The sequence below is a fragment of the Kitasatospora sp. NBC_00039 genome (genome assembly GCF_045160625.1).
Classification (GTDB): domain Bacteria; phylum Actinomycetota; class Actinomycetes; order Streptomycetales; family Streptomycetaceae; genus Kitasatospora.
Window position 1 is genome coordinate 327554 of record NZ_CP108290.1, and the last position, 21905, is coordinate 349458.

The window sequence follows — 21905 nt, forward strand, 5'->3', positions numbered from 1 at the left end:
TGCGCGTCTCGTCAGCGGGGGCGGACCGCCTTCCGGAAGGAGAGGAAGCGGCGGCCGTGGGAGGCCCAGCGCTCGGTCTCGACGAGCCCGGCACGGCCGGCGCGACGGACGGTGGCCGCCGCGCCGCAGCGCGCCCAGGCGAACGGAGGCCCGAGCCGTCCCTCGGGGCCCTCGACCCGGACGGCGATCCGCTCGTCGACCTCCCCCGGCTCGACTTCGACCAGCAACACGCCTGCCGGAGCCAGGAGTTCGGCGCTTCTGGCGAGCAGCAGCCCCGGGTCGCCGCCGATCCCGAGGTTCCCGTCGGCGAGGAGCGCGCCACCCCAGCGGCCCTCGGCGGGCAGCCGGTCGAACACCGACCGGCACAGGGCCGGCCCGCCGAGCATGCGGGTCCGGGCCACCGCGGCTCCGGTGATGTCGACCCCGAGCGCCGGCACGCCGAGGCCCAGCAGAGCGGCGACGAGGCGGCCGGGACCGCAGCCGAGGTCCACCACCGGCGCGGGCAGCCGCCTGCAGCGCAGCAGCAGGCCGTGATCCGCGCCGGCGGCGGGTGCGCACCAGCGTTCGACGTCGAGCGGGATCCGGTCGCCGTCCTCGCGTCGCAGCCACAGCGGGCCCCGCCCGGCGCGAACGGCCTCGGCGAACGGGTCGTCCACCCACGCCTCCGCCGCGACGGTCACCGCGTCATCTCCGGCGCGGCCCCGATCAGGCGAAGGCATGCCGCGAACCTGCTGCCCGGAGCCTCGGCGGCGACGTGGCGCGCGTCCCGGATGGTGTCCACGTCGGTGAGCACCGGGAGGTGACCGACCGTCAGACCATTCGCCGCCAGTCGGTCGAGCAGGGCCTGCCCGGTCTCCGGTGTGGACATCGGCAGGCCCAGAAGCAGCCGCCGGGCCAGTTCTGCGGTGGGCCTCGCCAGCCCGAGAGCCCAGAAACCGCCGTCGGCGGCCGGGCCGTACCAGGCGTCGACGCCGGTGCGGCGGGCCGGCGACAGGGGCTCCGCGAGGAGGGCGCCGCCGATCTGCGGGGTGTCCATGCCGACCAGCAGCGCGGGCGTGTCCGGGGCGGTCCCGGCGGCGTGCGCGAAGGCGGCCGCGAGCCGTTCGTCCAGCCCGCCCTCCGACTGGCGCACGACCTGCCAACCGGGCGGCAGCCAGGGGCCGGCCTCGCCCTCCAGCACGAGCAGCCGCCGTCCGGCCGGTACCCGGTCGAGGGTGGCCAGGGTGTCGGCCAGGGCGGCCTCGGCCAGCGCCGCCGCCTGCTCGGGTGTGCAGGGCGGGGTGAGGCGGGTCTTCACCCGTCCCGGGACGGGCGACTTGGCGATCACCAGCAGGGTCGGCGGCGGAGCGGCCAGAACGGCCCGCATGTCCCGGACGGCCTGCCGGGTGCCGCGCACGGTTCCGGTGACCTTGGAGCGGCCCGTGCGAGGCAGGTAGTCGACGGACGTCTCGGCGATCCGCATCCCGGCCGCCGAGGCGGCGAGCACCATCTCCAAGGGGTAGCCGGAGCGGCGGTCGCCCAGCCCGAGTGCCAGCAGCCGCTCACGGCGGGCGGCCCGCATCGGCCCGAGGTCGTGCAGCGGCGCCCCCGTGCTCGCCCGCAGCCGGCGGGCCAGGGCGGCATTGGCGAGGCGGGCGTGCAGCGGCCACGCGCCGGCGGTCGTGGGGCGGCGGCGGCCGAGCACCAAGTCCGCCGAGCCCGCGTGGACCGGCGCGGTGATGTGCGGCAACTGTGCGGGATCGAGGGAGCCGTCGCAGTCCAGGAAGCAGACCATCTCGGCGGTGGCGGCGAGCAGCCCGGCGTGGCACGCGGCGCCGAAGCCGCGCCGCGGCTCCTCGACGACGCTCGCGCCCAGCGAGCGCGCCAGCTCGGCCGAGCCGTCGCGCGAACCGTTGTCGACGACGATCGCCCGCCAGCCCGCGGGTACCCGTCCCAGCACCCAGGGGAGGGCCTCGGCCTCGTCGAGGCACGGAAGGATCACATCGGCGGGTGGCAGTGGGGGAATCGGAGAGATCACGTCGGCCACGCTAAGGGCGGGCGGCCCGGCGGCGGCCGAACGGCGGCCTTACGAAAGTCCTACGGGCCGTCGCGGGCGCGGGCGCCGTGCCCGGCCGGGCCGCGATCTTACGGAACCCGAACGTGAACCCCGGCGCGGCACCTGCCCACGGCCGCAGCTCGTATCCTCGGCGAGGTGAACGAGAGCCTCGCTTCCTCCGGACCACCGGACCCCGCCCGCATCCTGGTGGTCGACGACGACCTGACCGTGGGCGAGGTCGTCGCCGGCTACCTCACCCGGGCCGGCCACCGGGTCGACCGGGCCTGCGACGGCAACCAGGGCCTCGACCTGGCCCGCAGCAAGCGCCCCGACCTGCTGGTCCTGGATCTCATGCTCCCCGGGATCGACGGCCTGGAGCTGCTGCGCAGGCTGCGCGCCACCGAGAACGGCGCCGACCTGCCGGTGGTCGTGCTCACCGCCAAGGGCGACGAGGCCGACCGCATCCTCGGCCTGGAGCTGGGCGCGGACGACTACGTCACCAAGCCGTTCAGCCCGAGGGAACTCGTCCTCCGGGTGCAGTCCGTCCTCCGTCGCTCCCGTGCCGCCACCCCCTCCGCGCCGTTCCCCGCGCCGCTGGCCTGCGGGGACATCACGCTCGATCCGCAGGCCCGCCGGGCCCACCGCCGAGGAGGTGAACTCCTCCTCACACTGCGGGAGTTCGACCTGCTCGCACACTTCCTCCGGCACCCCCGGACGGTCTTCGCCCGGCAGGAGCTGATGCAGCGGGTCTGGGGCTGGGACTTCGGCGACCTGTCCACCGTCACCGTCCACGTCCGCCGGCTGCGCGAGAAGATCGAGGACGACCCCGCCGCACCGACGCTGATCACCACGGTCTGGGGCGTCGGCTACCGCTACGACCCGGTGACGGCCGGGATGGACGGCCCGGCGTGACGGACCTGCTGCTGATCGCCCTGTTCGCAGGCCTCGGCGCCACCGGCGCCGGCCTCCTCGGATGGGTGGCCGTGCGTCTGCTGCGCCGCCGCTCGGTGGCGCTCTCACTCTTCTGCGTCGCCGTCGTCACCGTTCTCGCGGTCACCTCCGGGACGCTCGCCGTCGCCCAGGCGATGTTCCTGTCCGGGCACGACCTCGGCGTGGTGATCACCGTGCTCGGCATGGCCTCCGTGGTCTCACTGCTCACGGCCGCGCTGCTCGGACGCCAGGTCGTGGCCGGCAGCCGGGCCCTGGCTGCGGCCGCCCGCACCGTCGGAAGCGACACCGGTTTCACCGCTCCGGACCACCCCCTCGGGCTCGAACTGGCCCAGCTGAGCGAGGAACTCGCCGCCACCAGCGCCCGGCTCGCCGAGTCACGCTCCCGGGCACAGGCGCTGGACGCCTCGCGGCGCGAGCTGATCGCCTGGATCTCCCACGACCTGCGCACCCCGCTGGCCGGCCTGCGCGCCATGGCCGAGGCGCTGGAGGACGGGGTGGCCGACCAGCCGGAGCAGTACCTCCAGCGGATCCGTGCCGAGGTCGAGCGCCTCACCGGGATGGTCGACGACCTCTTCGAACTCTCCCGGATCCAGGCCGGCGCGCTGTCCCTCTCGTTGTCCCGGGTGTCCGTCTACGACCTGGTCGACGACGCACTGGCCGGTGCCCACCCGCTGGCCCGGCAGCGCGGCGTCCGTCTGGAGGGCCGTCAGGTCGCCGCCGAGCCGGTCGAGGTGGACAGCCGCGAGATCACCCGGGTGCTCGGCAACCTTCTGGTCAACGCGATCCGCTCGACGCCCGAGGAGGGCGTGGTCGCCGTCTCGGCCCGCCGCGAGGTGGACGAGGTGGTGCTCTCGGTCACCGACGGCTGCGGGGGCATCCCGGAGCAGGACCTCTCCCGGGTGTTCGAGACCGGTTGGCGCGGCAGCGCCGCGCGCACGCCCCGGCGGGATCCCGGCGAGGGAGGGGACAGCGGTGCCGGGCTCGGCCTGGCCATCGTCCGCGGCATCGTCGAGGCGCACGCCGGGCGCGCCCGGGTGCACAACGTCGCAGGGGGCTGCTGCTTCGAGATCGCACTCCCGGCGGCGCGTGCGTAGTCAGGCCCGCAAGGGCGCGGCGGCGAACCCGGCCATCCCCGCACGGAACGGTACCCGGGCCCGCCAGCCCAGTTCGGCACGCAGCCGGGAGGAGTCGGCCGTGATGTGCCGGACGTCCCCCAGCCGGTACCGGCCTGTCACCACGGGTGCCGGCCCACCGCAGGCGTCGGCCAGGGCCCGGGCCATCTCGCCGACCGTACGCACCTCGCCGCTGCCGACGTTGTACGCCCGGGAGCTGCCCGGCAGCCGGCTGCCGAGGTCCTCCAGCGCGGCGAGGTTGGCCGCGGCGACGTCGTCGACATGGACGAAGTCCCGGCGCTGGCCGCCGTCCTCGAACACCCGGGGGGCCTCGCCGCGGGCGAGCGCGGAGCGGAACAGTGCGGCGACTCCGGCGTACGGGGTGTCACGCGGCATGCCCGGCCCGTAGACGTTGTGGTAGCGCAGCGCCAGGACGGACCCGCCGCAGGCGCGGGCCCAGGCCGCGGCCAGGTGCTCCTGCGCGAGCTTGGTCACGGCGTAGACGTTGCGGGGGTCGCCCGGCGCGTCCTCGGTGACCAGCCCCGGCCGCAACTCGGCGCCGCACCTCGGGCACGGCGGTTCGAACCGGCCGGCGTCGAGATGGTCCGGTCGTCGTGGACCGGGTGCCACGTCCCCGTGGGCTGGACACACGTACCGGCCCTCGCCGTAGACCACCATCGATCCGGCCAGTACCAGGTTCCGCACCCCGCCGCGTGCCATCGCGGACAGGAGGACCGCCGTTCCGAGGTCGTTGCAGCCCACGTAGTCGGGCGCGTCATCGAGGTCGAGCCCGAGACCGACCATCGCCGCCTGGTGGCAGACCGCGTCGACGCCGGCGAGGGCCCCATCCACGGCCGGCGCGTCCCGTACGTCGCCGCGCCGGAACTCGACGCCGGACGGCAGAACGGGCGCCGCACCCGACGGGTGGACCGCAGGCAGCAGTGCGTCCAGCACACGGACCTCGTGGCCCGCCGCGACCACGGCACGGACGACGGCCGAACCGATGAACCCGGCACCGCCGGTGACCAGAATCCTCATGACCGGCGACGCTACCGGCCGGGGACGGCACGGTGGCCGACGACGGGCGTCACGTCATGCATCGGTAAGAGAGATTCGCCCCTTCCCTCGGCGGCCGCCTGCTCGCCGGGGTCGTCGACACCGCCGGCGCCGACCTGACCGCGCACGGCCGTGCCCGCGGGCACGGTGCGGCGTCGGGCCCGCCTCGGCCGGGTGCGCCGACGTGACGCAGCGGGTGCGCCGGCGGGCCTTCGCCTCCTACCGGCTGCACGGGCGGGAGGAGCGGCCGGACAGAGGGGCCGGCGCACGTTAGGGCTGCAGGCACCGGGGTAGCCGCGATCAGGTAGCGGGGGCGGGGGGAGAGAAGCGCACGACGACAATCTGACCGGAGAGAAGGGATTCCCGACATGTTGCTACTCGGACTCTTGCTGATGGCCGCGGCCGGTGCCTTCACCGGTCTGTTGATCGCGGACAACCTCTCCGGCGGGCCGGACTACCAGGTGACCGTTCTCGGCAACGACCTGGTGGTCATGAACAGCCTGGCCGTATTCCTGTCCGGCGTCGCCCTCGCCCTGCTGTTCTGCCTCGGCCTGGCGTTGATCGGCCTCTCCCGGCGGGCACGCCGCCCGGTCGGGCTCGGCGCCCACCGCCGGGTGAGTCCGCAGGCGTACCCGGCCGCGGAGGCGGACACCGCGGGAACGCGACCCGTCGATCCGGCGGAACCCGTCGAGCCCGCCACCTACACCGCCCGGGAGGAGGTCCCGTCCGAGCAGGAGGCCGCTGAACGGGACGGCCTGGCCGCCGGACCGACCGCACCCGAGCGCCGCGGGCGGATCCGACACCTCTTCGGGCACTGAGGCCGGCGGTCGGCCCGCGCGGCACCTGCGATGCGCCGTGGTGCAGGCCGACGACTCCGTACAAGAACAGCCGGACCATCGGAGGCCCGGAGGGCCGGGCCTCCGGGCGGTGCCGGCTCCGCCCCGCCCGGTCAGCCGATGAGGCCGAGCCGCTGTCCGCCCCGGCCGTGCAGTCGCCTCAGGAAGGCGAGCACGCCGGCGGAGCCGCCGGCCCAGGTGGCGCTCGACCCGGTCAGGCCGGCGTCCGGGAACACCGGACGCGACGAGGTGCCGCCGCTGCGGCTCAGGATGATCGCGGCGACGGTCTCGGCGGCGTCCCGGAACTCCTCGGACCCGGACGCCTCGGCGACGTCCACCATCAGGTCCCCGACACCGGACAGCCCGCAGCACTGGGTGACCAGCGGCATGCGGGGTGCCAGGGCGGCGCAGGTGCGCGCGGCCCGCTGGGCGAGGGCGAGGTACTCGGGTTCGCCGAGGCGGTCGGCGGCCCGGACGAGCACCGCCCCGATCCCGGCCAGGCCCCGGCACCACGAGCCGTAGCGGCGTGTCGCCCCCGGGCCGGTCGCCGCCGCGACGATGCCCGGCGTGAGGGCGGCGAGCTGCGCGCATGCCTCCCCGGCCCTGCGGACGGCGGCCGGCTCCCCGGTCGCGCTTGCGTACTCGAGCAGGAAGTACGCGACCCCGGCCTCGCCGTGCGCGAGTCCTTCCCGCAGGGCGGCGCTGCCGATGGTGTCGGCGCCGGCGGGCGTCAGCCGGGCCCTGCCGGACGCCAGCATCCGGCCGCACTCGGCGGCGACGGCGAGGTGTCGGTCGGCGAGCCGGCTGTCGCCGTCCGCGACGGCGTGCCGGGCGAGAAGCAGGCGGCCGATGCCGATTCCGGCGACGCCCTCGATCAGGTCCGCTTCCGGTGGTCCGCCGTCCGGGCCCCGGGCCGGCAGGGCCGGGTGGCCTGCCGGCCCGGCCGGTCGTGTCGTTCGGTCCCCTTTCCGGTGCCCGTCCCTTTCCCCTTCCCCGTCGCCGTGCCCGGCGTCCGGGGTCGCCCCTGCTGCGGTGAGGAAGAGCTCGACGCCGGTACGGCCCGAGTAGAAGCCGGGTGACAGGCTCCTGGACTGGCTCGCCGTCCAGTGCGCGAGGGCGTCGACGGCTTCGCGCACCCCGCGTCGGTGGAGGTGGTGAAGGAGTTCCAGGCCGAGCCCCGAGCTGCCGCGGTAGACGTCGACCGGTGTCGGGATGGTCGCGCGTGCGGCGAGTACGGGGTCTGACATCCTGCGGGCCTCGTCGACGCAGAACGCGGTCGTGTGCTCGATGATCTCTTCGAGCAGGCCGTCGTCGAATCGGACCCGGCGGGGCGCCCGGGACGCCCGTGGTGCCTCCGGCGGCTCTGACGCCGCGGGAACCCCCGTACGGAGCCGGTCGGCGCCCGCGGTCCGCACGGCCGGATCGAAGCTCGTCAACTCGGCGATCGCCGCCCGGATCCGCCGGTGCTCGTCGCCGGGCAGCGCCCATGCCAGGCCGGCGAGGGTGCGGTCCCGGTTGACGGTGGCGTCCGTGTCGACGATCACCGGATCCATCCCGGTGGCGGCGAAGCAGAGGGTCGCGCCCAGGGCGTAGTAGTCGTCGGCGGGCTCGGCCGGTCCGGTCGCGCGTCGGACCGGGGCACTGTAGCCGGGGGTCGAGCCGTCCGGACCGACGCCGTCGAGGGCGCTGATCCCGAAGTCGATCACGTGGCACCGGCCCGTGGCGTCGAGCACGACGTTGTCGGGCTTGAGATCGCGGACGACCACGCCCCGGAGATGGATGGCGTCCAGGACACGCAGGAGCTGGGCGGCCAGGTCGGGGAGCGTGCGCGACGGCCGGGCCTCGTCGTCCTGGTACGGGCCGTTCTCCTGGACGTCCCGCCGCAGGTCCCGGTCGCCGCAGGCGGTCATCACCAGGTACTCGTCCGAGCGATGCCGGAAGTAGTCGAGCGCGCGGGGTACCCCGGTGACGGTGTCGAGCGCGGTCAGGACCGTCCGCTCGTTGCGCAGCCGGTCGCGGGTGTCCGCACCGGACTCGTCCTCGGCCACGAAGGCCCGGGCCTGCTTGACGACCACCGGCAGCCCGGTGAGCCGGTCGGCCGCGCGGTAGACGTTGCCCTGCGGCTTGCGCACGATGCCGCCGGTGACCCGGTAGCGTCCGTCGCCGAATCCGGGGGAGGACTGCGGCCGGGCGCCGTGCCCGGGCCGGTTCTCGAAGGGGTCCTCGGCCCACGGCGGGCAGCGGTACGCACCGGCGGCCAGGCCGTCGAAGGCCCGGCCGTCCGGACCCACCATGACCGACTCGAGCCGCCCGTTCCGGCCGGTGCGGTAGTCGCCCGTGAAGGGCCCGTAGCGGTAGTAGACGGGGGAGCGTGGATCGACCCGCCGGTCGCTGACGATCTGCGGACCCTCCCGGTCGCGCAGCAGGGCGACGAGTTCGTCGGCGAGCCCGGCGACGGTGCCGGGTGCCGGGTAGACCGTGATCGCCTTCCCGACGGCACCCGCACTCGACACACCGGAGTTGATCGCCCGCAGGGTCTCCGGACTCCTCGCCCACTTCGCGTGGCAGACGTGGCGCGCCAGCACCGGCAGGACGAGGCCGGTCACGGCGTCGAGGTCGCCGGGCCGCGCCGAGATGTGCAGCTTCCAACCGTGCTCCATCGCCGGCATCCGCGGATCGTTCAGGTACGACCAGGTGTCATCGGACCATCCGCTGCGGCCGGCGATGGGCGCGGTCACTGCTAGGAGTTGAAGTCGCAGGCGAAGCGGGTGGTCGCGGTCACCCACGGGTCGGCGAGACACGCCGTGGCGTCGTGGTCGCTTCGGTCGTCGTCCTCGAACACGATGGCCTCGTCGTCGACCACCAGCGGACCCGCGTCGCGGATCTCGTCCATCATGGCTACGGGCATGTGACGCCTCCAGGTCTTGTCGTGCGTCCGGCGACGGCGCGGGTTGCGCCCGTCGCGGACCGCCAAGCCCGATGGGGCCGGGGTCCTGACCCCCGAAGGTAGGGAGGAATGATCGGCCTGGCAAGGGGTCAGAACACGTGAATTTCACAGGGAGCACACATCCATGGAGGGATGGTGCGTTCCGGTGGGTTCTCGATCCCGCCGCCTCCGGGGCGCTGCGGTGGCCTGATCGTTCCGTTCCCGCGGACCTGTGACCGGTCGCGGGGTGGCGTCCGGGGAGGACCGGCTGGGAGTGACGACGGCCGGCCGCCTGGGCGAGCCGCCCTTCTCGGGGGTCGGGGCGTGGCGCATCCGCCCCCGGGGTCACAGTCCGCGTGGCGGTGCGACGCCTGGCCCGGATCCGGGCCGCGGCCTTGGTCTACTCATGGGGCCGGGGTGGTCGTCCCGGTCCAGCCAGGGCCGGTCGACCCGGCCGAGGGCCGGTGGGAGGAGAGTGATCATGACGTTCCAGCATCCGGCGCAGAAGCGCGACGACGGGCGGCGTGGCCGGTTCGAGGAGGCGGCCGAGCTGGCGTCGAACTTCACGAGTTCGCCGTTGTTCGCCGCCCTCTGTCTGGGACTGGTCGGCCTGTTCGTGGCGGCTCATGTCGCGGGGTGGCCCGCGAGCTGGCAGTTGCTGGTCGGTGACGCGATGAGCGCGGTGACGCTGCTGTTGCTGGCGTTGCTGAAGAACGCGGAGCGCCGCGCCGAGCACGCGATCCAGCGCAAGCTCGATGCGATCGCCGCGGCCCTGCTGGAGCAGCAGGAGGGCAAGCGGGGCGAGGCGCACGAACATCTGAAGAAGGTCATTCGGATGGAGGAGCGCCTCTGATCGCGTCGCCGTCCGGAGATCGTGGCCTCCTCAACAGTGGCGAAGCCGGAAACAGGGTTGCGGAAACCGGCATTTCGGTTCATATAATGGGTTTTATGGCCGAAGTCCAGGAGTTGCGCAGTAGCTGGACGTTCCTGACGCAGCACGCCAGGGTCCTGCTGCTGATCGCCCGCGACGCGGACGTGCGCCTGCGGGACGTCGCCGCGGCGTGCGGGGTCACCGAGCGGGCCGTCCAGGCGATCGTCACCGACCTGGAGAGCGCCGGCTACGTCACCCGCACCCGGCACGGGCGCCGCAACCACTACCAGGTCGTACGCGGCACGCACTTTCGCCACCCCGCCGAGGAGAGCCACGAGATCGCCGGGCTGCTCGGACTGTTCGCCGACAGCGCCCGGCTCCCCGGCAGCCCGGAGTCTCCCGACACCGCAAGGGAGTGAGCGCCATGACCGCACCACGAGTCCCCGACTCCCGGACCTCGCTCTCCGGCCCGGGCCAGGCCCCGTCGGCGGCCTCCGGCCCGGCCGAGTTCCCGGTACCGCTCGGTGAGGTCGCCGGGCCGGATCTGGCGATCCGGCTCACGCCCGGCCGGGCGGGTCGCTGCCGTGCGGAGGTGCGCGGCGAGATCGACACGGACACGGCGCACGAGGTCGTCGATGCGCTGACCGCGGCGCTGCGGGACGGCATCACGGGCGTGGACGTGGTGCTGAAGGACGTGTCGTTCTGCGACTGCGGCGGCCTCAACGCCCTGCTGGAACTGCGGCTGCTGGCCGAGGAGGCGGGCAAGGACCTCGTTCTGGCGGGAGCCTCACCCCAGGTCCTGCGGCTGCTGGACCTGACCGACACCACCGCTCTGCTCACCGCACCCGCACGCCCCCGGCGTGACCCGTAGACGTCCTCCGGCGCCCCGCCCGGTTCACGACGATGCCGCATTCTCCGTGCGCTCCGCCTGGTCCAGCAGCAGCCGGGCGAGTTCGCGTGCCTCGGCCGGGCTCAGCCCGGCCCAGATCCTCGATGTCCCGCCACGTTCGGGCCCGACGGCCAGCGCGATCCGGCCGAGGCGCAGTCCGGCTGCGCCGAGCCGGAGTCGGCGAACCTCGATCCGCCGCCCACAGGCCGTCACCAGCGGCTCGACCCCGGTGTCGTCGGTAGCACGCGACAACGTCCTCACACCCCTTCGATACGTCCCGGTCGGTATACGGGGGAACGCGTACGGCGGGTGGGCCATTCCACGGCCACCCCGCGGGGCGGATCCTTCGCCCCGGCCGCGGTGACGCGGCAGGCCGGTCGCCGAGGCGGGAGCGGTGGCCGCCCGCACATTGCCGGCGGCAACTCGACGGCGCCCGGCGGCTTTCAACCGGTACGAACACGAAGTCCGCGCCGGGCGGGAGCCGCTGCATGTTTGTGGTTTCCACCAGTACGACGCCCCGGCCGACGGGAGGAGACTTCCCGCCAGAGGCCGCGGCCTGTCCCGAAGGCCGACGCCAGAGGAACAGAGGGGGAACAGCACGATGAGTGGTCAGCTGTACGACGAGATCGGCGAGGCGTTCGAGGGCTTCAAGACCCTCCCTCTCGCGCGCTACGGGGAGGTGCCCGGCTTCCTCTCCCTCGTCGGTGACGTGAACGGCAGGTCGGTCCTCGACCTGGCCTCCGGAACCGGCTTCTACAGCCGGGAGTTCAAGCGCCGCGGCGCCTCCCACGTCCTCGGTGTCGACATCTCCACGGCGATGGTCGACGCGGCCCGGGCCATGGAGGACAGCGAGCCGCTGGGCGTGCAGTACGAGGTCGGCGACGTCGCGGAGCTGCGCACCTTCGAGCAGCGCTTCGACATCGCGGTCGCGGTCCAGCTGTTCAACTACGCCGAGGACGTCGCCACCATCGAGCGGATGTGTCGCAACATCCACCGGAGCATCGCCGACGGGGCCGGGTTCTTCGCCTTCGTACAGAGCCCGGAATTCCGTTTCGACGGGCCGTCGCTGGCCAAGTACGGCTTCCTGTGCGAATCACTCGGCGAGGAAACCGAGATCGGGCCGCGCGTGAGGATCACCGCGCTTCTCGACCCGCCGATCTCGTTCGTCGCGAACCCGCCCAGCCGCGAGGTCTACGAGAAGTGCCTGCGGGCGGCCGGATTCGGCGAGGTCACCTGGGTCCCCCTGGAGATCTCCGCCGCCGGCGTGCACGAGTACGGCAAGGAGTTCTGGGACGACTACGCCGCCAACCCGCCGCTGACGATGCTGCGCTGCCGCGCCTGACTCCGAGCGGCCCGCCCCCGGTTCGCCCGCCCCCGGTTCGCCCGGGGGCGGGCCGCCCTCCGGCATACCCCTACGGGGAAGGGCGGATGCTCAGGACGGTCCGGAGGGCGGACCCGCAGACGCGGCAGGCGAAAAATCCGTACCGCGTCTGTCCGGGCAGGAGCAAAATCGCCCCATGGCGGACATGCGAGCGTTCCGGGATGCGGTCACCAGCTGGGCGGCGGGCAGCCCCGGTGGGCCGGCGGATGAGCAGACGAGTGAGTCGGCGGGTGAGTCGGCGGGTGAGCTGGCCGTGCGACTGGGCGTGCGGACGGCGGTGCTGTTGGAAGGGCCGAGCGACCTCGCGGCCGTGGAGGCGCTGGCCGGGCGCTACGGCCGGGACCTGGCCGCCGAAGGGGTGTGCGTCATCCCCATGGGCGGCGCGATGAACATCGGCCGCTATGCCGGCCTCCTCGGCCCGCCGGGGCTGGGTCTGCGCCTCGCCGGGCTCTGCGACGAGGGGGAGCAGGGCTTCTACGAGCGCGGTCTCGAGAGGGCCGGCGCGCCGCGGCAAGGGTTCTTCGTGTGCGCGGCGGACCTCGAGGACGAACTCATCCGCGCGCTGGGTGTGGCACGGGTGGAGGAGATCGTCCGGGCCGAGGGCGACCTCCCGGCCTGGCAGACCTTCGTGCGCCAGCCCGCGCACCAAGGCCGCTCCCCGCAGCGGCAGATGCGGCGCTTCCTCGGCACGAAGAAGGGCCGCAAGATCCGGTACGGCAGCCTCCTGGTCGAGGCCCTCGACTCCGCGCCGGTGCCGGCTCCCCTCCACGATCTGCTCGCGAGCCTCTGACCGATGCGCTGATCGAGGGTCGGCAGCCCCGGCTGCGGCCGGGCTGCCAGGAGGTCGCGGTCCGGCAGCCGGGGGGGGTGAGCGTGACGATGCCGCCGGGCCCGGGCCGGGGTGGGCCCCGGACCCGGCGGTGGCCGCGGGAGCGGCGGCAACCGCGCCGAACGCAAGGGCCGTTGTCACCGGAGCGGCAACGGATGGACCGCGGGCTATGAGAGAGATCTTCATGTCGGTTTTCTGTCTTCGGGCAGCCTTCGGCGTGCCGAGGTGCACGGTGAATTTCGGTGAATTGGTCCGGAGTCGGGTGGACGACGGTCCGCCGATTGCGACGTCCTGATCGGTGCTCTGGTGGTCTCCGGCCCCGACTTCCGTATTCCGCCTGGCGTTTGCCGGGTCAGCGGCGCTGTGGTTCAGGCTGTCAGCGGCTCAGCGGCTCAGCGGCTCAGCGGCTCAGCGGGGATCGGCGTGGCGCCGAACCGCACGACCGTCGGAGGCCTGGCGCGAGTGCACTTGGGGCCGGCGTCTATCCCGTCGAAACACGCTGCACGGATTCCGGGCCGGAAGCGCGGGCGGCCGTGGCCACGGCCTCGGTCTCCTGGGCCGCGAGGCCGGCCACCATGGCGGCGGTCTCGCGGCTGGTCCCGGTTCGCCGGCCGATCAAGGTCATCCCCGTCACCGGCCTGACCGCGACCCTCATCCCGGCCTCGTGGCGGCCGCAGAACTCAGCGGGGACGGCACATCCTCGACCGCGACCGGGAATCGTGATCCGCCGGATTGAAGACCCGAGAACTGGAAAGACGCAGCTCGACCTCCGCGTCGGCGGATGGCCATTGTCGGGAGCAGCGAAAATCGGAGGTCATCGTGATCGTCCTCGGAGTCATCCTCCTCGTTATCGGATTCGTCACCGGTCTTTCCATCCTGTGGACCATCGGCATCATCCTGGTCCTCATAGGCGCGGTCCTGTGGATCATGGGTGCGGTCGGCCACGAGGTCGCCGGCCGCCGCCATTACTGGTAGAGGCCGGCCGAAACTCTCCGACGTCCGGCGGGTGCGCGTTCACAGCAAAGCGGGGTTCCGCGCGGCCGGCACCGAGGTCGTGAAAGCGGGCCTGGGGGTGCCGGACCGCGCTGATTCCAACAGTCGAGGCAGCGGGTGGCGGTTCGGCTCTCGCATGCAGATCCCCGAATGCCCGACTCCCCGCATGCCCGCAGAGGTGTCGGGAAAGGCACCGACCCCGTGGAGGGGTCACGGTCAGGCAGCACGCGGCGGGCGCGGTCCTCTCAGGGCCCCGCCCGCCGCCGTTGCGTGCCCGGCAGCCCCTGCCACGAGCCGGCCACCACCGCGAGAACGGAGCCTCGAGTCTCTTCGCCTCCTCGTCTCTCGCGCCTTCATCGCCTCGCCTCGTCGGAACGCGGCAACTCGGTTGGCGCGGGAAGGGCGGTCTCATACGGTGGCGCCATGCATGATGAACCCGCACGTGCGGCAGGATTGCTGGATGCGCAGGCGAAGGCTGTGGAGCTGTTCTCCGAGGTGAGAGACGCGGCCGGGGAGGGCGAGCGGGCGCGGACCTGGCGGGGCGAACCCCGTGGGCCGCGCCCGCGCCGACCTCAGCGGCAGGTGACGGTGTGTCCAGCACCAAATCCGGTTGCCGGCCCGGGTGCCGCCTGAGTAGCGTCGCCGCCCGTGACCCCGACTTTGCGCACCGAGCGGCTGCTTCTGGACCCGTACGTCCCCGGCGATGAAGAGGGCTTCGTCGCCCTGTTCCAGGACACCAGGGTGTCGCAGTGGATGGGTGACGGCCCCGCGTCCGAAGAGGAGGACCGGGCCCTGTTCGGGCGGATCTTCACCAAGGTCTATGCCCGGAGCCTCTTCGACGTCTGGGCCGTTCGTCGGGACGGACTCCTCGTCGGGCATGCCGAGATCAAGCCGACCGATGTCACCGGGGGCCACGAGATCGTCTACGCCCTGGCGCCGGCGGCCTGGGGGCTCGGCCTGGGCACCGAGCTGGCGGAGGCGCTCACCGCCTATGGCTTCGGCACTCTCGGGCTGGCGGAGGTCCATGCCACCGTTGCCGCACCGAACCAGGCCTCACTGACCCTGCTGCACAGGATCGGTTTCGAGCACGTCCGGGACATCGAGGAGGACGACGGAAGCACCACCCGCGTGTTGGTCCGCCGTCCGGTGGCGGGCGCCGAGTAGGCCTCGGTAGCCCTCGCCCGACGGGGGATCCGATGATCGAGGTCCTACCGGTCGTGGCGCCGACGCGCGAGATGGACGGTGATGTCGGCGGTGATCTCGACCGTCTCCGGCAGGGCCCGCATGATCCGGCGGAAGACCTGCTCCTGCTCCGCGGGCGGCAGCACGAGATAGGCCGAGACGGTCGAGAGACGGCCGACGTACTCGCGGGCACTCACCGTCAAACGCCGTTCGATGACCGACTGTCGGACACCGGTGAACCACTCGGACCGTTGGAGCTCCGTACCCGGCCACTGAAGGTCGTGCCCCGGCGGCGTCCCGTCGGGCGACGGGACCTCGTCGCTCTCCAGGAGCGGCGCCCGGGCCGTGCGGACGGCTTCCTCCACCACCGGGTCGGCCGGCCGTACCGGCCCGCCGAAGGAGGCGAACACACCACCCGGCTCCAGCAGCGCGGCCATGCGTGACCACCGGCCCTCCGGGTTGGTCCAGTGCAGTGCCGCCGCCGCGTAGACCAACCCGTACCGCTCGCCCGGCCGCAGGTCCTCGAACGCCGCCTGCACCGCCGTGACGTTCCCCGGCACGTGCTTGCGAAGCTCGGCGAGCATGGCCCCGTCGGGCTCGGTCGCCGTGACCGTGACCCCCCGGTGAGCGAAGAGCGGGTCGCCTTGCCCGTCCCGGCGCCGATTTCGAGGGCGGTTCGCAGCGGACCGCCCGCGTACGCCGCCACGAGGTCGAAGAGCTCCGCGGGATACCCCGGACGGAACCGTTCGTAGGCTTCCGCCATCACTCCGAAGCTCAGCGCACGACTCGACATGCCGAGCATCCTGGCACGAGCTACGCCGTCGATGCCCGGTCTTTCGCGCGACCCACGGCCTCGTCGTACGGCCCCATGCCCACGGTGAGGGTGCGAGGCCCGGTCCGGGCTCCGAATGCCAGTCCTGGGCCATCGGGCCGACGTGGCGTACCTGTTCGGGCGGGTGGTGGTCACGATGCCCGTCGGCGGACGCCCACGGGTCCGGAAGGTCAGCCGTGCTCCGCCGAGCCGGTGAGCCGGAGCTTGCGCTGGGCCCGCTGGTAGAAGGTGGTGTGGCCGAGTCGTACGACGCGTGCGGCGGCGGGCAGCATGTTCACCTCGACGATGTCGCCCGGTGAGACGTGGCCGACCAGCAGGCCGTCGGCCTCGATGGCGAGGTCACCGCTGTGCGGCAGTACGTCCAGTTGGAGGCGCTCACCGCTGGAGAGGAACACGGAGCGGTTGAACGCGGCGTGCGGAGCCACGGGAGTGATCAGCAGCCCCTCCGCGTTGGGGGAGACGATCGGGCCGCCGGCGGAGAAGCTGTACGCGGTGGAGCCGGTCGGCGTGGCGACGACGACCGCGTCGGCGGTGTAGGACACGAAGGGCTCGTCCTGGACCCGCACGGCCACCGCCGCGGACTTGTGCCCCGGGCTGCGCAGGAGCACGACGTCGTTGAGCGCCGTCTCCTCGGTGGCGTCGAAGCGGGCGTGGACACCGGATCGTACTTCCACAGTGAAGCGCTGGTCGTCGATGGCGTCCAGCGCGGCCGGGAGTTCGGGGACGTCGACCTCGGCGAGGAAGCCCAGGCGACCGACGTTGACGCCCAGGACGGGTGCGTGCCCCCCGGTCATGAGCCGCATGGCGCGCAGCATGGTGCCGTCCCCGCCCAGGCTGATCATGAGGTCGGCGCTCACGGTCATCTCCTCGGCCTCGACCGGTATGGCCTCGCAGCCGATTCGTGCCACCTCCGCCGCCAGCCCCAGGACCTTCGCACCCCTGGCCCGGCTCCACCGCACCACTGCATCCACCGTGGGAGCGCAGGTACGTTCGGGGTGGAGCACCAGCCCCACCGTGCCGATGAATCCCATCCGGAGCACCTCGATGTCGGCCAGGTCACTGTTGCTCCCTCCAGTCACGCACAGCCGGTCGCCGGCTTCAAGGTCACCACGGGGCTTCGGTCCGTCGCGGGTGCCCCTGGCGCCCGTCACGAGTCGATGACCTCACCGCGCCCCGCTCGGGAATCTCCTGCACCTGCTGAGTCCTCCCCGGCCCGGGTGGCCCCGGCGGATCGGGTCGCCGGCGCCGGACCGGCGACCGTTGGCGGGGGTGGGCGGGCGAAGGGCGAAGGGCGGCAGGCCGCCGACGGCCGACGGCCGGCGCACGGCGAAGGGGGACGCCCCAGACCCGGAGCGAGCGCGCCGTCCACTCCGGGCCTTCAAGGCGTGCGGATGTCATCCCGGCAGGCTGACGACCAGGGACTCGGACTCCGGCGACAGGTAGTAGTGATCGGGGAAGTAGTCGACGTGAAGATGGTCGAGCGAGTTCCCGGCGTCGGCATGGCGGCCGTACTCCTCGATGTTGGCCGCGAGTACGTCCAGCAGGCGGGGCTCCCCGGTGATCCGGAACCGGTCGGAGCTCCCCTCGACGGACAGCGTGACCGCCGCCTCGGCGACGGTCTCCACCTCCAGGACTGCCAGACCGCGGTCATAGGGCGCCGCATCGGTGACCGGGGCGAGCCCGACACGGCCGGCTCCCGAGCGGATCACCTCCGCGAGCGCCAGCAGCTCCTCCCGATTGCCGAGGAGCAGCGCCTCCCCCGTGCTGTCCGAGTAGTGGATCTCGATGGCGTTCCTCCTTCTGAGGGCGGGTCGTGCTCCGCGGGCCGGCCGGGGCCGTCGGCGACGGGGATCCCGCGATCGCATGCCGGTCGCGCGTACGGCCGTTCGCCGCCGCGGTCCGGACCAGTGCCCTCCCCGTTGCCCGAGGATCCCACGCGCCGTCCTGACCGTCCCGCACCCGGGCCCAGCTCGTGTGATGGTCCGTTTCGGTACCGGGCGGGATGCCAACAGCGGCACGGCCCCCGACGACGCCAGGGCGGAGTCCGTACCGTGACGGGGCATCGAACCGGGTCGTCAGTGCTCACAACTACCGTGACGGCCATGACCGATCCCAGTTTCCGGACGTGTGCGCCCGACCGCAGGGTCGACGGATGGGGCGAGTACACCATCACCGTCCTCCGGCCCCCGTTCCCGGCTTCCACCGGCCCGAGCACCCTCGCCACGGTCGCCGCCCTGGCTCCCCACGACCCGGCAGCGGCCCGCCGGTTCGCCGGCGCCTTCGGTACCGTCGACAGCGTCCGGTCCGACGGCGCCGGTCGGAACGCGCCGCGCCGAGCATAGAGCCGCATCTGCGAGGGATATCAGCACATTCGCCTGGAATTGGCCCAATGGTGTGAGCGATTCCCCGCCGCGTTCCGCCGCCATGACGCTCTCCCTCCGCCTTGTTGACGAAATGTCAGCAACTTCGACGCAGTGTCTTGACGGTGCATGGACACGGCTCTACAACGTAGTCAGCTCCCAGATCCCCCACCACCGGGGAGCAGTGAAAGTTCGCCTTCTCGATCCCCCCTCACCGAGGAAGAGGCTTTCCCATGCGCCTTCACCGCCATCTTGCCGTCGCCGCCGTCGTTGCCTCCGTGCTCGCACTGGGCGCGGTACCCGCCTCCGCGACGCCGGAGCTCGCCGCCACCCCGGTGCTGACCGCCGGCAGCGCGGGCGGCACCGCCGTCGCGGCGGGCGACGTGCTCGCCGCACCCCTGGCCGCGAGTACCCGCGCCACCTTCTACTCGACCGCCACCAGCACGACCGGCGTCACCTGCGCCGCCTCCCAGCTCTCGGCCACGGTCCTGGGCAACCCGGCGGCGCCCGGCACGGCGACCGAGTCCCTCGCCGGGCTGACCTTCGGCTCGTGCACCAGCAACGTCACCGGTGTCACCTCGGTCCGCAGCCTGACGGTCGGCAACCTCCCGCACGGCATCGCCGTCGACGACGGCCCCGGCCTCCCGGTCACCCTCACGGCCGGAGCCGCCGGGCCGATCCAGGCCACCGCCGTGCTCAACACCTGGTTCGGCACCATCACCTGCACCTACCAGCTCAGCGGTGCGTTCACCGGCAACGCCGACAACACCGCCCACAGCCTCGGCTTCCGCAACGAGCACTTCGCCAAGAGCGGCGGCTCGGGCCTCTGCCCCGCCGACGGCTACTTCTCCGCCGCCTACGGCCCCGTCACCGACACCACCCAGCCCGGCAGCCCGGCGGTCTACGTCAACTGACCCGCGTCGGCCCGGCCGGTGCCCGGCGACCCGCGGCCACCGGTCGGGCCCGGCCCCGCCATTCCGGTACGCGCGGTCGCCACGGCCGGGCGGTGGGGCGATCGCGGACCGCTCACGGACCGCGACCCGCCCATGGACCTCGGACCTGTTCACAGACCGGACGGGGCCGCAGCGTTGGCTGCGGCCCCTCGGTGGTGCGGGGTCGGTCAGGAGACGTTGAGCGCGGCGTCGTCGACGACGAAGCCGCTCTGGAGGGAACTGTCCTCGGTGCCGGTGGACCTGACGGTCACCGTCTGGCCGGCGAAGGCGGAGAGGTCGTAGCTGCGGAGGGTGTAGCCGGTGCCGGCGTTGGCGTTGCTGAAGGTGGCCAGGGTGGTGGAATTGGCCTGGACGGTCAGCTTGTCGTAGACGGTGGAGCCGGACTCGGACGTGTCGATGCGCAGGTAGAAGCCGAGCGTCGCCCGGCAGCCCTGCGGGATGGTGACCGACTGGGAGGGCGTGTCGGTGTGGGTGGAGCCGTAGCCGTCGAGCCAGGCCTTCCATGCCGGAGTGGGCGGCCTCGCTGCCGGAGTTGTCGATCACGCCGGCGGTGGCGTTCCACGGCGTGGCACTGCCCGTCTCGAAGCCCGGGTTGCCGAGCAGTTGCGCGGCGGTGCAGCCGCCGCCGGTGCCGGTGACCGTCCAGGTGAAGGTGGTCGAGCCGCTCGCGCCGGTGGTGCCGGTGGCCGTGACGCTCACGGTATCTGTGCCGGCCGCGGTGGCGGCGCCGGTGAATGATCGGGGCGGAGGCGCTGGTGCCGCCGTAGACGTTCCAGCCGCTGCCCCGGCATGTGCTCCGGTCAGGTCGCCCCGATGGTACGGACCCCGGCGTACCCGGCGGCCCTCCGGCGGTGCGGCGGGCGGGCCGGGGTGCTGTCTCCGGGTGGGGTTCGCGGAGGCCGCCAGGCGTGTGCCGGCGGGTGCGTGCCGGCGGGCGTGCCGTGGGGCACCGGTCAGGGAGTCCGGGCGACGAAGAGGTGGTACCCGAGCAGCGTCAGGGGATGGTCCTCGCCGGGCAGGGTGAGGGCGGATCCGAAGCCCGCGGCGGCCAGCACGTCGAGCCACCCCTGCCGGGAGGGTGGTCCGGCGTGGGCGGCGGGCGAGGGGGCGAGGAAGTCGCGGGTGATCAGGCGGTCGAGGTGTTCCCGGGTCGGCTCGACGGCGAGCAGCCAGCCGCCGGGAGTGAGCAGGCCGGCCAGTCGGCGGGCACGGTCCCCGGCGTCGCGGGCGCCGCCCAGTACGCCGGTGGAGACCACCACGTCGACCGGGCCGGGTTCGGCGGTGCCCGGCCCGCCGTGGGGGTCGAGGAGTCCGAAGCGTAGCCAGGGGTGGCGTCGGAGCCGGGCCCGGGCCGCGTCGAGGAGGACGCCGGACGGTTCGGTGCACAGGTAGTCGACGGGGTGGACGGCCCCGCACGCGGCCGCCAGCGCGTCCGCGATCGCCTCGGTGGCCGCCCCGGTGCCGGCGCCGAGTTCCAGCAGCCGCAGCGGACGACGGCCGCGGTGGGCCGTGGCGATGTGCCGTACCGCCGAGCCGAGGGCGCTGCCGAGGTAGCGCCCTGTGGCGGTGGACCGCGTCAGGGCGTCGATACCCCCGGCGCTCCCGTCGGGGCGGAACAGCCTCCCGGCGGGCTGCTCGCCCGAGAGGAGACCGGGCAGGTGGGCGGCGCCGCGTCGCAGGTGGTCGATGACGGCGGCCGCGCCGAGGTGGCCGGTCCAGGCCTCGGCGGCATGCTCCCAGGCCGTGTGCGCGGTGGCGTCGTCGACCGGCCGGGCACCGTGGACGTGCTCTCCCCGGAGGGTGACCGACTGCTCCCGTACCAGCGCCCGCAGCCAGCGTGCGGCGAGCGGGCGGTGCTCGGGCGCCACCCGGGCGGCGTCCGGGATCTCGGCGCGCGGGTGACCACCGGCCGGGTCGTTCAGGACGCCGGCACTCTGCAGGGCCGACAGCATCGACAGGAGCACGGCGTCGTCGAGCCGTTCGACGAACAGCCGCGCCTGCCCGGCGGTGACGCCGATGGCCTGCTTCCAGGCGGTGTCCGCCGCGGCGCCCACGACTTCGCGCAGCCGGTGGTCGGCGAGCTCGGCCTCGCTGTGCGGCGGGCGGACGTGGGCCACGACGGCGCCGAGGGCGTCCATGGCGGCGTACACGTCGCCCTGGGCGGGTTCGGGGCCGACGTGGAGCACCTGGCGGAGCGCGGCGAGATCGGTCCCGCGCAGCGTGGTGACCCGGCTGAGCCGCCAGAGCAGCTCGGACGGCAGGCTCAGGTGGGTGGTGCCTGACTGTTCGAGCTGGGCGGGGAGTTGGTCGGCCGGCTGGTCGGGGTCGCCGCAGATGACCGTCCCGCCGGCGAGCAGGGTGGCGAGGGCGAGTTCGATCCCGAGCTCGGTCGCCGGATAGAGCACGGTGTGCCGGATCGGCGGCGGGCCGAGTACGCCGGCCCAGTGCCGCAGCCGGCGTTCGGCCTGCGCGCTCTCCGCGGCGGGGAGCGCCGCGTGCGCCGCCACGCGTTCGGCCACGGCCTCCGGCAGGCCGCCCTGCGGTGCGACGCCGAGCAGGAGCCCGATGCCGCTGATCGCGCGGCCGCCTGCGACGACGGCGGGCCGGTCGCCGAGTGTGCGCAGGGCGCTGACGAGCGCGGGGATGGCAGGCACGGTGATCACTCCGGGGTCGGCGCGGGCGCGGGGACCACTGAACCA

Annotated in this window: 21 protein-coding genes and 2 pseudogenes; 12 read left to right on the forward strand and 11 right to left on the reverse strand. The window is 73.5% G+C overall.

Annotated elements, in window-relative coordinates:
* Positions 1–11 precede the first annotated feature (11 nt).
* From OG286_RS37630 to OG286_RS37640, 3 genes and pseudogenes are all read right to left on the reverse strand, one after another.
* Positions 12–680 (reverse strand): class I SAM-dependent methyltransferase, encoded by a 669-nt coding sequence (locus OG286_RS37630; protein ID WP_331741504.1) that lies wholly within the window; start codon positions 678–680, stop codon positions 12–14.
* Positions 677–1327: a DUF2064 domain-containing protein gene (locus OG286_RS37635; protein WP_405366118.1), complete on the reverse strand. Its 651-nt coding sequence runs from the start codon at positions 1325–1327 to the stop codon at positions 677–679. Before OG286_RS37635 ends, OG286_RS37630 begins: the two co-directional genes overlap by 4 nt.
* Positions 1307–2017 (reverse strand): annotated as a pseudogene (locus OG286_RS37640) (glycosyltransferase family 2 protein); the annotation flags it as partial. The gene OG286_RS37635 and the pseudogene OG286_RS37640, both read right to left, overlap by 21 nt.
* Positions 2018–2191: 174 nt before the next feature.
* Here OG286_RS37640 and OG286_RS37645 point away from each other — a divergent pair.
* The gene (locus OG286_RS37645; protein WP_331741506.1) at positions 2192–2947 is read left to right on the forward strand and encodes a response regulator transcription factor; all 756 of its coding nucleotides are present in this window, start codon (positions 2192–2194) and stop codon (positions 2945–2947) included.
* Positions 2944–4080, forward strand: coding sequence for a HAMP domain-containing sensor histidine kinase (locus tag OG286_RS37650; RefSeq protein ID WP_331741507.1), 1137 nt, complete (start codon positions 2944–2946; stop codon positions 4078–4080). Before OG286_RS37645 ends, OG286_RS37650 begins: the two co-directional genes overlap by 4 nt.
* Here OG286_RS37650 and OG286_RS37655 read toward each other — a convergent pair whose 3' ends face one another.
* Positions 4081–5136: an NAD-dependent epimerase/dehydratase family protein gene (locus OG286_RS37655; protein ID WP_331741508.1), complete on the reverse strand. Its 1056-nt coding sequence runs from the start codon at positions 5134–5136 to the stop codon at positions 4081–4083.
* Between the two features lie 386 nt (positions 5137–5522).
* Between OG286_RS37655 and OG286_RS37660 the strand changes: the two genes are divergently transcribed.
* Positions 5523–5972: a hypothetical protein gene (locus OG286_RS37660; protein WP_331741509.1), complete on the forward strand. Its 450-nt coding sequence runs from the start codon at positions 5523–5525 to the stop codon at positions 5970–5972.
* 131 nt (positions 5973–6103) lie between these two features.
* Here OG286_RS37660 and lanL read toward each other — a convergent pair whose 3' ends face one another.
* A complete protein-coding gene (lanL, locus tag OG286_RS37665) occupies positions 6104–8728 on the reverse strand; it encodes a class IV lanthionine synthetase LanL (protein ID WP_405358692.1) in 2625 nt (874 codons plus the stop codon).
* A 2-nt stretch (positions 8729–8730) separates the two neighbouring features.
* Positions 8731–8898 carry an SflA family class IV lanthipeptide gene (locus tag OG286_RS37670; RefSeq protein WP_331741511.1) on the reverse strand — a complete coding sequence of 56 codons (168 nt, stop codon included), beginning with the start codon at positions 8896–8898 and terminating at the stop codon, positions 8731–8733.
* 499 nt (positions 8899–9397) lie between these two features.
* Here OG286_RS37670 and OG286_RS37675 point away from each other — a divergent pair, with 499 nt between their 5' ends.
* From OG286_RS37675 to OG286_RS37685, 3 genes are all read left to right on the forward strand, one after another.
* Positions 9398–9769 (forward strand): low affinity iron permease family protein, encoded by a 372-nt coding sequence (locus OG286_RS37675; RefSeq protein ID WP_331741513.1) that lies wholly within the window; start codon positions 9398–9400, stop codon positions 9767–9769.
* Positions 9770–9855: 86 nt separating this feature from the next.
* Positions 9856–10206: a helix-turn-helix domain-containing protein gene (locus OG286_RS37680; protein ID WP_331741515.1), complete on the forward strand. Its 351-nt coding sequence runs from the start codon at positions 9856–9858 to the stop codon at positions 10204–10206.
* Positions 10207–10211: 5 nt separating this feature from the next.
* Complete coding sequence (locus tag OG286_RS37685) at positions 10212–10658, forward strand: STAS domain-containing protein (RefSeq protein WP_331741517.1); 447 nt, start codon at positions 10212–10214, stop codon at positions 10656–10658.
* A gap of 24 nt (positions 10659–10682) precedes the next feature.
* Here OG286_RS37685 and OG286_RS37690 read toward each other — a convergent pair whose 3' ends face one another.
* Positions 10683–10928: a hypothetical protein gene (locus tag OG286_RS37690; RefSeq protein ID WP_331741519.1), complete on the reverse strand. Its 246-nt coding sequence runs from the start codon at positions 10926–10928 to the stop codon at positions 10683–10685.
* A 349-nt stretch (positions 10929–11277) separates the two neighbouring features.
* Here OG286_RS37690 and OG286_RS37695 point away from each other — a divergent pair, with 349 nt between their 5' ends.
* The 4 genes from OG286_RS37695 to OG286_RS37710 all read left to right on the forward strand — a co-directional run bounded on the left by OG286_RS37695 (position 11278) and on the right by OG286_RS37710 (position 15043).
* Positions 11278–12018: a class I SAM-dependent methyltransferase gene (locus OG286_RS37695; protein ID WP_331741521.1), complete on the forward strand. Its 741-nt coding sequence runs from the start codon at positions 11278–11280 to the stop codon at positions 12016–12018.
* Positions 12019–12193: 175 nt separating this feature from the next.
* Positions 12194–12847, forward strand: coding sequence for a TOPRIM nucleotidyl transferase/hydrolase domain-containing protein (locus OG286_RS37700; RefSeq protein WP_331741523.1), 654 nt, complete (start codon positions 12194–12196; stop codon positions 12845–12847).
* Between the two features lie 858 nt (positions 12848–13705).
* Positions 13706–13861, forward strand: a complete 156-nt coding sequence (locus OG286_RS37705) for a DUF6131 family protein (protein WP_331741525.1) — start codon at positions 13706–13708, stop codon at positions 13859–13861.
* 666 nt (positions 13862–14527) lie between these two features.
* The gene (locus OG286_RS37710) at positions 14528–15043 is read left to right on the forward strand and encodes a GNAT family N-acetyltransferase (protein ID WP_331741527.1); all 516 of its coding nucleotides are present in this window, start codon (positions 14528–14530) and stop codon (positions 15041–15043) included.
* A 44-nt stretch (positions 15044–15087) separates the two neighbouring features.
* Here OG286_RS37710 and OG286_RS37715 read toward each other — a convergent pair.
* The 3 genes and pseudogenes from OG286_RS37715 to OG286_RS37725 all read right to left on the reverse strand — a co-directional run bounded on the left by OG286_RS37715 (position 15088) and on the right by OG286_RS37725 (position 17758).
* Positions 15088–15854, reverse strand: a pseudogene (locus tag OG286_RS37715) (class I SAM-dependent methyltransferase).
* Between the two features lie 209 nt (positions 15855–16063).
* Positions 16064–16915 carry an NAD(+)/NADH kinase gene (locus OG286_RS37720; protein ID WP_331742652.1) on the reverse strand — a complete coding sequence of 284 codons (852 nt, stop codon included), beginning with the start codon at positions 16913–16915 and terminating at the stop codon, positions 16064–16066.
* Between the two features lie 372 nt (positions 16916–17287).
* Complete coding sequence (locus OG286_RS37725) at positions 17288–17758, reverse strand: hypothetical protein (RefSeq protein WP_331741529.1); 471 nt, start codon at positions 17756–17758, stop codon at positions 17288–17290.
* 237 nt (positions 17759–17995) lie between these two features.
* Here OG286_RS37725 and OG286_RS37730 point away from each other — a divergent pair, with 237 nt between their 5' ends.
* Both OG286_RS37730 and OG286_RS37735 read left to right on the forward strand, forming a co-directional pair.
* The gene (locus OG286_RS37730; RefSeq protein WP_331741531.1) at positions 17996–18235 is read left to right on the forward strand and encodes a DUF6333 family protein; all 240 of its coding nucleotides are present in this window, start codon (positions 17996–17998) and stop codon (positions 18233–18235) included.
* A gap of 251 nt (positions 18236–18486) precedes the next feature.
* A complete protein-coding gene (locus OG286_RS37735; protein ID WP_331741533.1) occupies positions 18487–19167 on the forward strand; it encodes a Tat pathway signal sequence domain protein in 681 nt (226 codons plus the stop codon).
* Between the two features lie 992 nt (positions 19168–20159).
* Here the strand turns inward: OG286_RS37735 and OG286_RS37740 are convergent.
* Positions 20160–21860 carry a methyltransferase gene (locus OG286_RS37740; protein ID WP_405358691.1) on the reverse strand — a complete coding sequence of 567 codons (1701 nt, stop codon included), beginning with the start codon at positions 21858–21860 and terminating at the stop codon, positions 20160–20162.
* Positions 21861–21905: the final 45 nt, after the last annotated feature.

What these genes read in the sequence shown, in the direction of transcription:
- OG286_RS37695 (WP_331741521.1), top strand. Translation starts at nt 11,278, where the DNA reads ATGAGTGGTCAGCTGTACGACGAGATCGGCGAGGCGTTCGAGGGCTTC.
- OG286_RS37655 (WP_331741508.1), bottom strand. Translation starts at nt 5,136, where the DNA reads ATGAGGATTCTGGTCACCGGCGGTGCCGGGTTCATCGGTTCGGCCGTC.
- OG286_RS37685 (WP_331741517.1), top strand. Translation starts at nt 10,212, where the DNA reads ATGACCGCACCACGAGTCCCCGACTCCCGGACCTCGCTCTCCGGCCCG.
- OG286_RS37725 (WP_331741529.1), bottom strand. Translation starts at nt 17,758, where the DNA reads ATGCGATCGCGGGATCCCCGTCGCCGACGGCCCCGGCCGGCCCGCGGA.
- OG286_RS37675 (WP_331741513.1), top strand. Translation starts at nt 9,398, where the DNA reads ATGACGTTCCAGCATCCGGCGCAGAAGCGCGACGACGGGCGGCGTGGC.
- OG286_RS37730 (WP_331741531.1), top strand. Translation starts at nt 17,996, where the DNA reads ATGACCGATCCCAGTTTCCGGACGTGTGCGCCCGACCGCAGGGTCGAC.
- OG286_RS37735 (WP_331741533.1), top strand. Translation starts at nt 18,487, where the DNA reads ATGCGCCTTCACCGCCATCTTGCCGTCGCCGCCGTCGTTGCCTCCGTG.
- OG286_RS37680 (WP_331741515.1), top strand. Translation starts at nt 9,856, where the DNA reads ATGGGTTTTATGGCCGAAGTCCAGGAGTTGCGCAGTAGCTGGACGTTC.
- OG286_RS37670 (WP_331741511.1), bottom strand. Translation starts at nt 8,898, where the DNA reads ATGCCCGTAGCCATGATGGACGAGATCCGCGACGCGGGTCCGCTGGTG.
- OG286_RS37660 (WP_331741509.1), top strand. Translation starts at nt 5,523, where the DNA reads ATGTTGCTACTCGGACTCTTGCTGATGGCCGCGGCCGGTGCCTTCACC.
- OG286_RS37700 (WP_331741523.1), top strand. Translation starts at nt 12,194, where the DNA reads ATGGCGGACATGCGAGCGTTCCGGGATGCGGTCACCAGCTGGGCGGCG.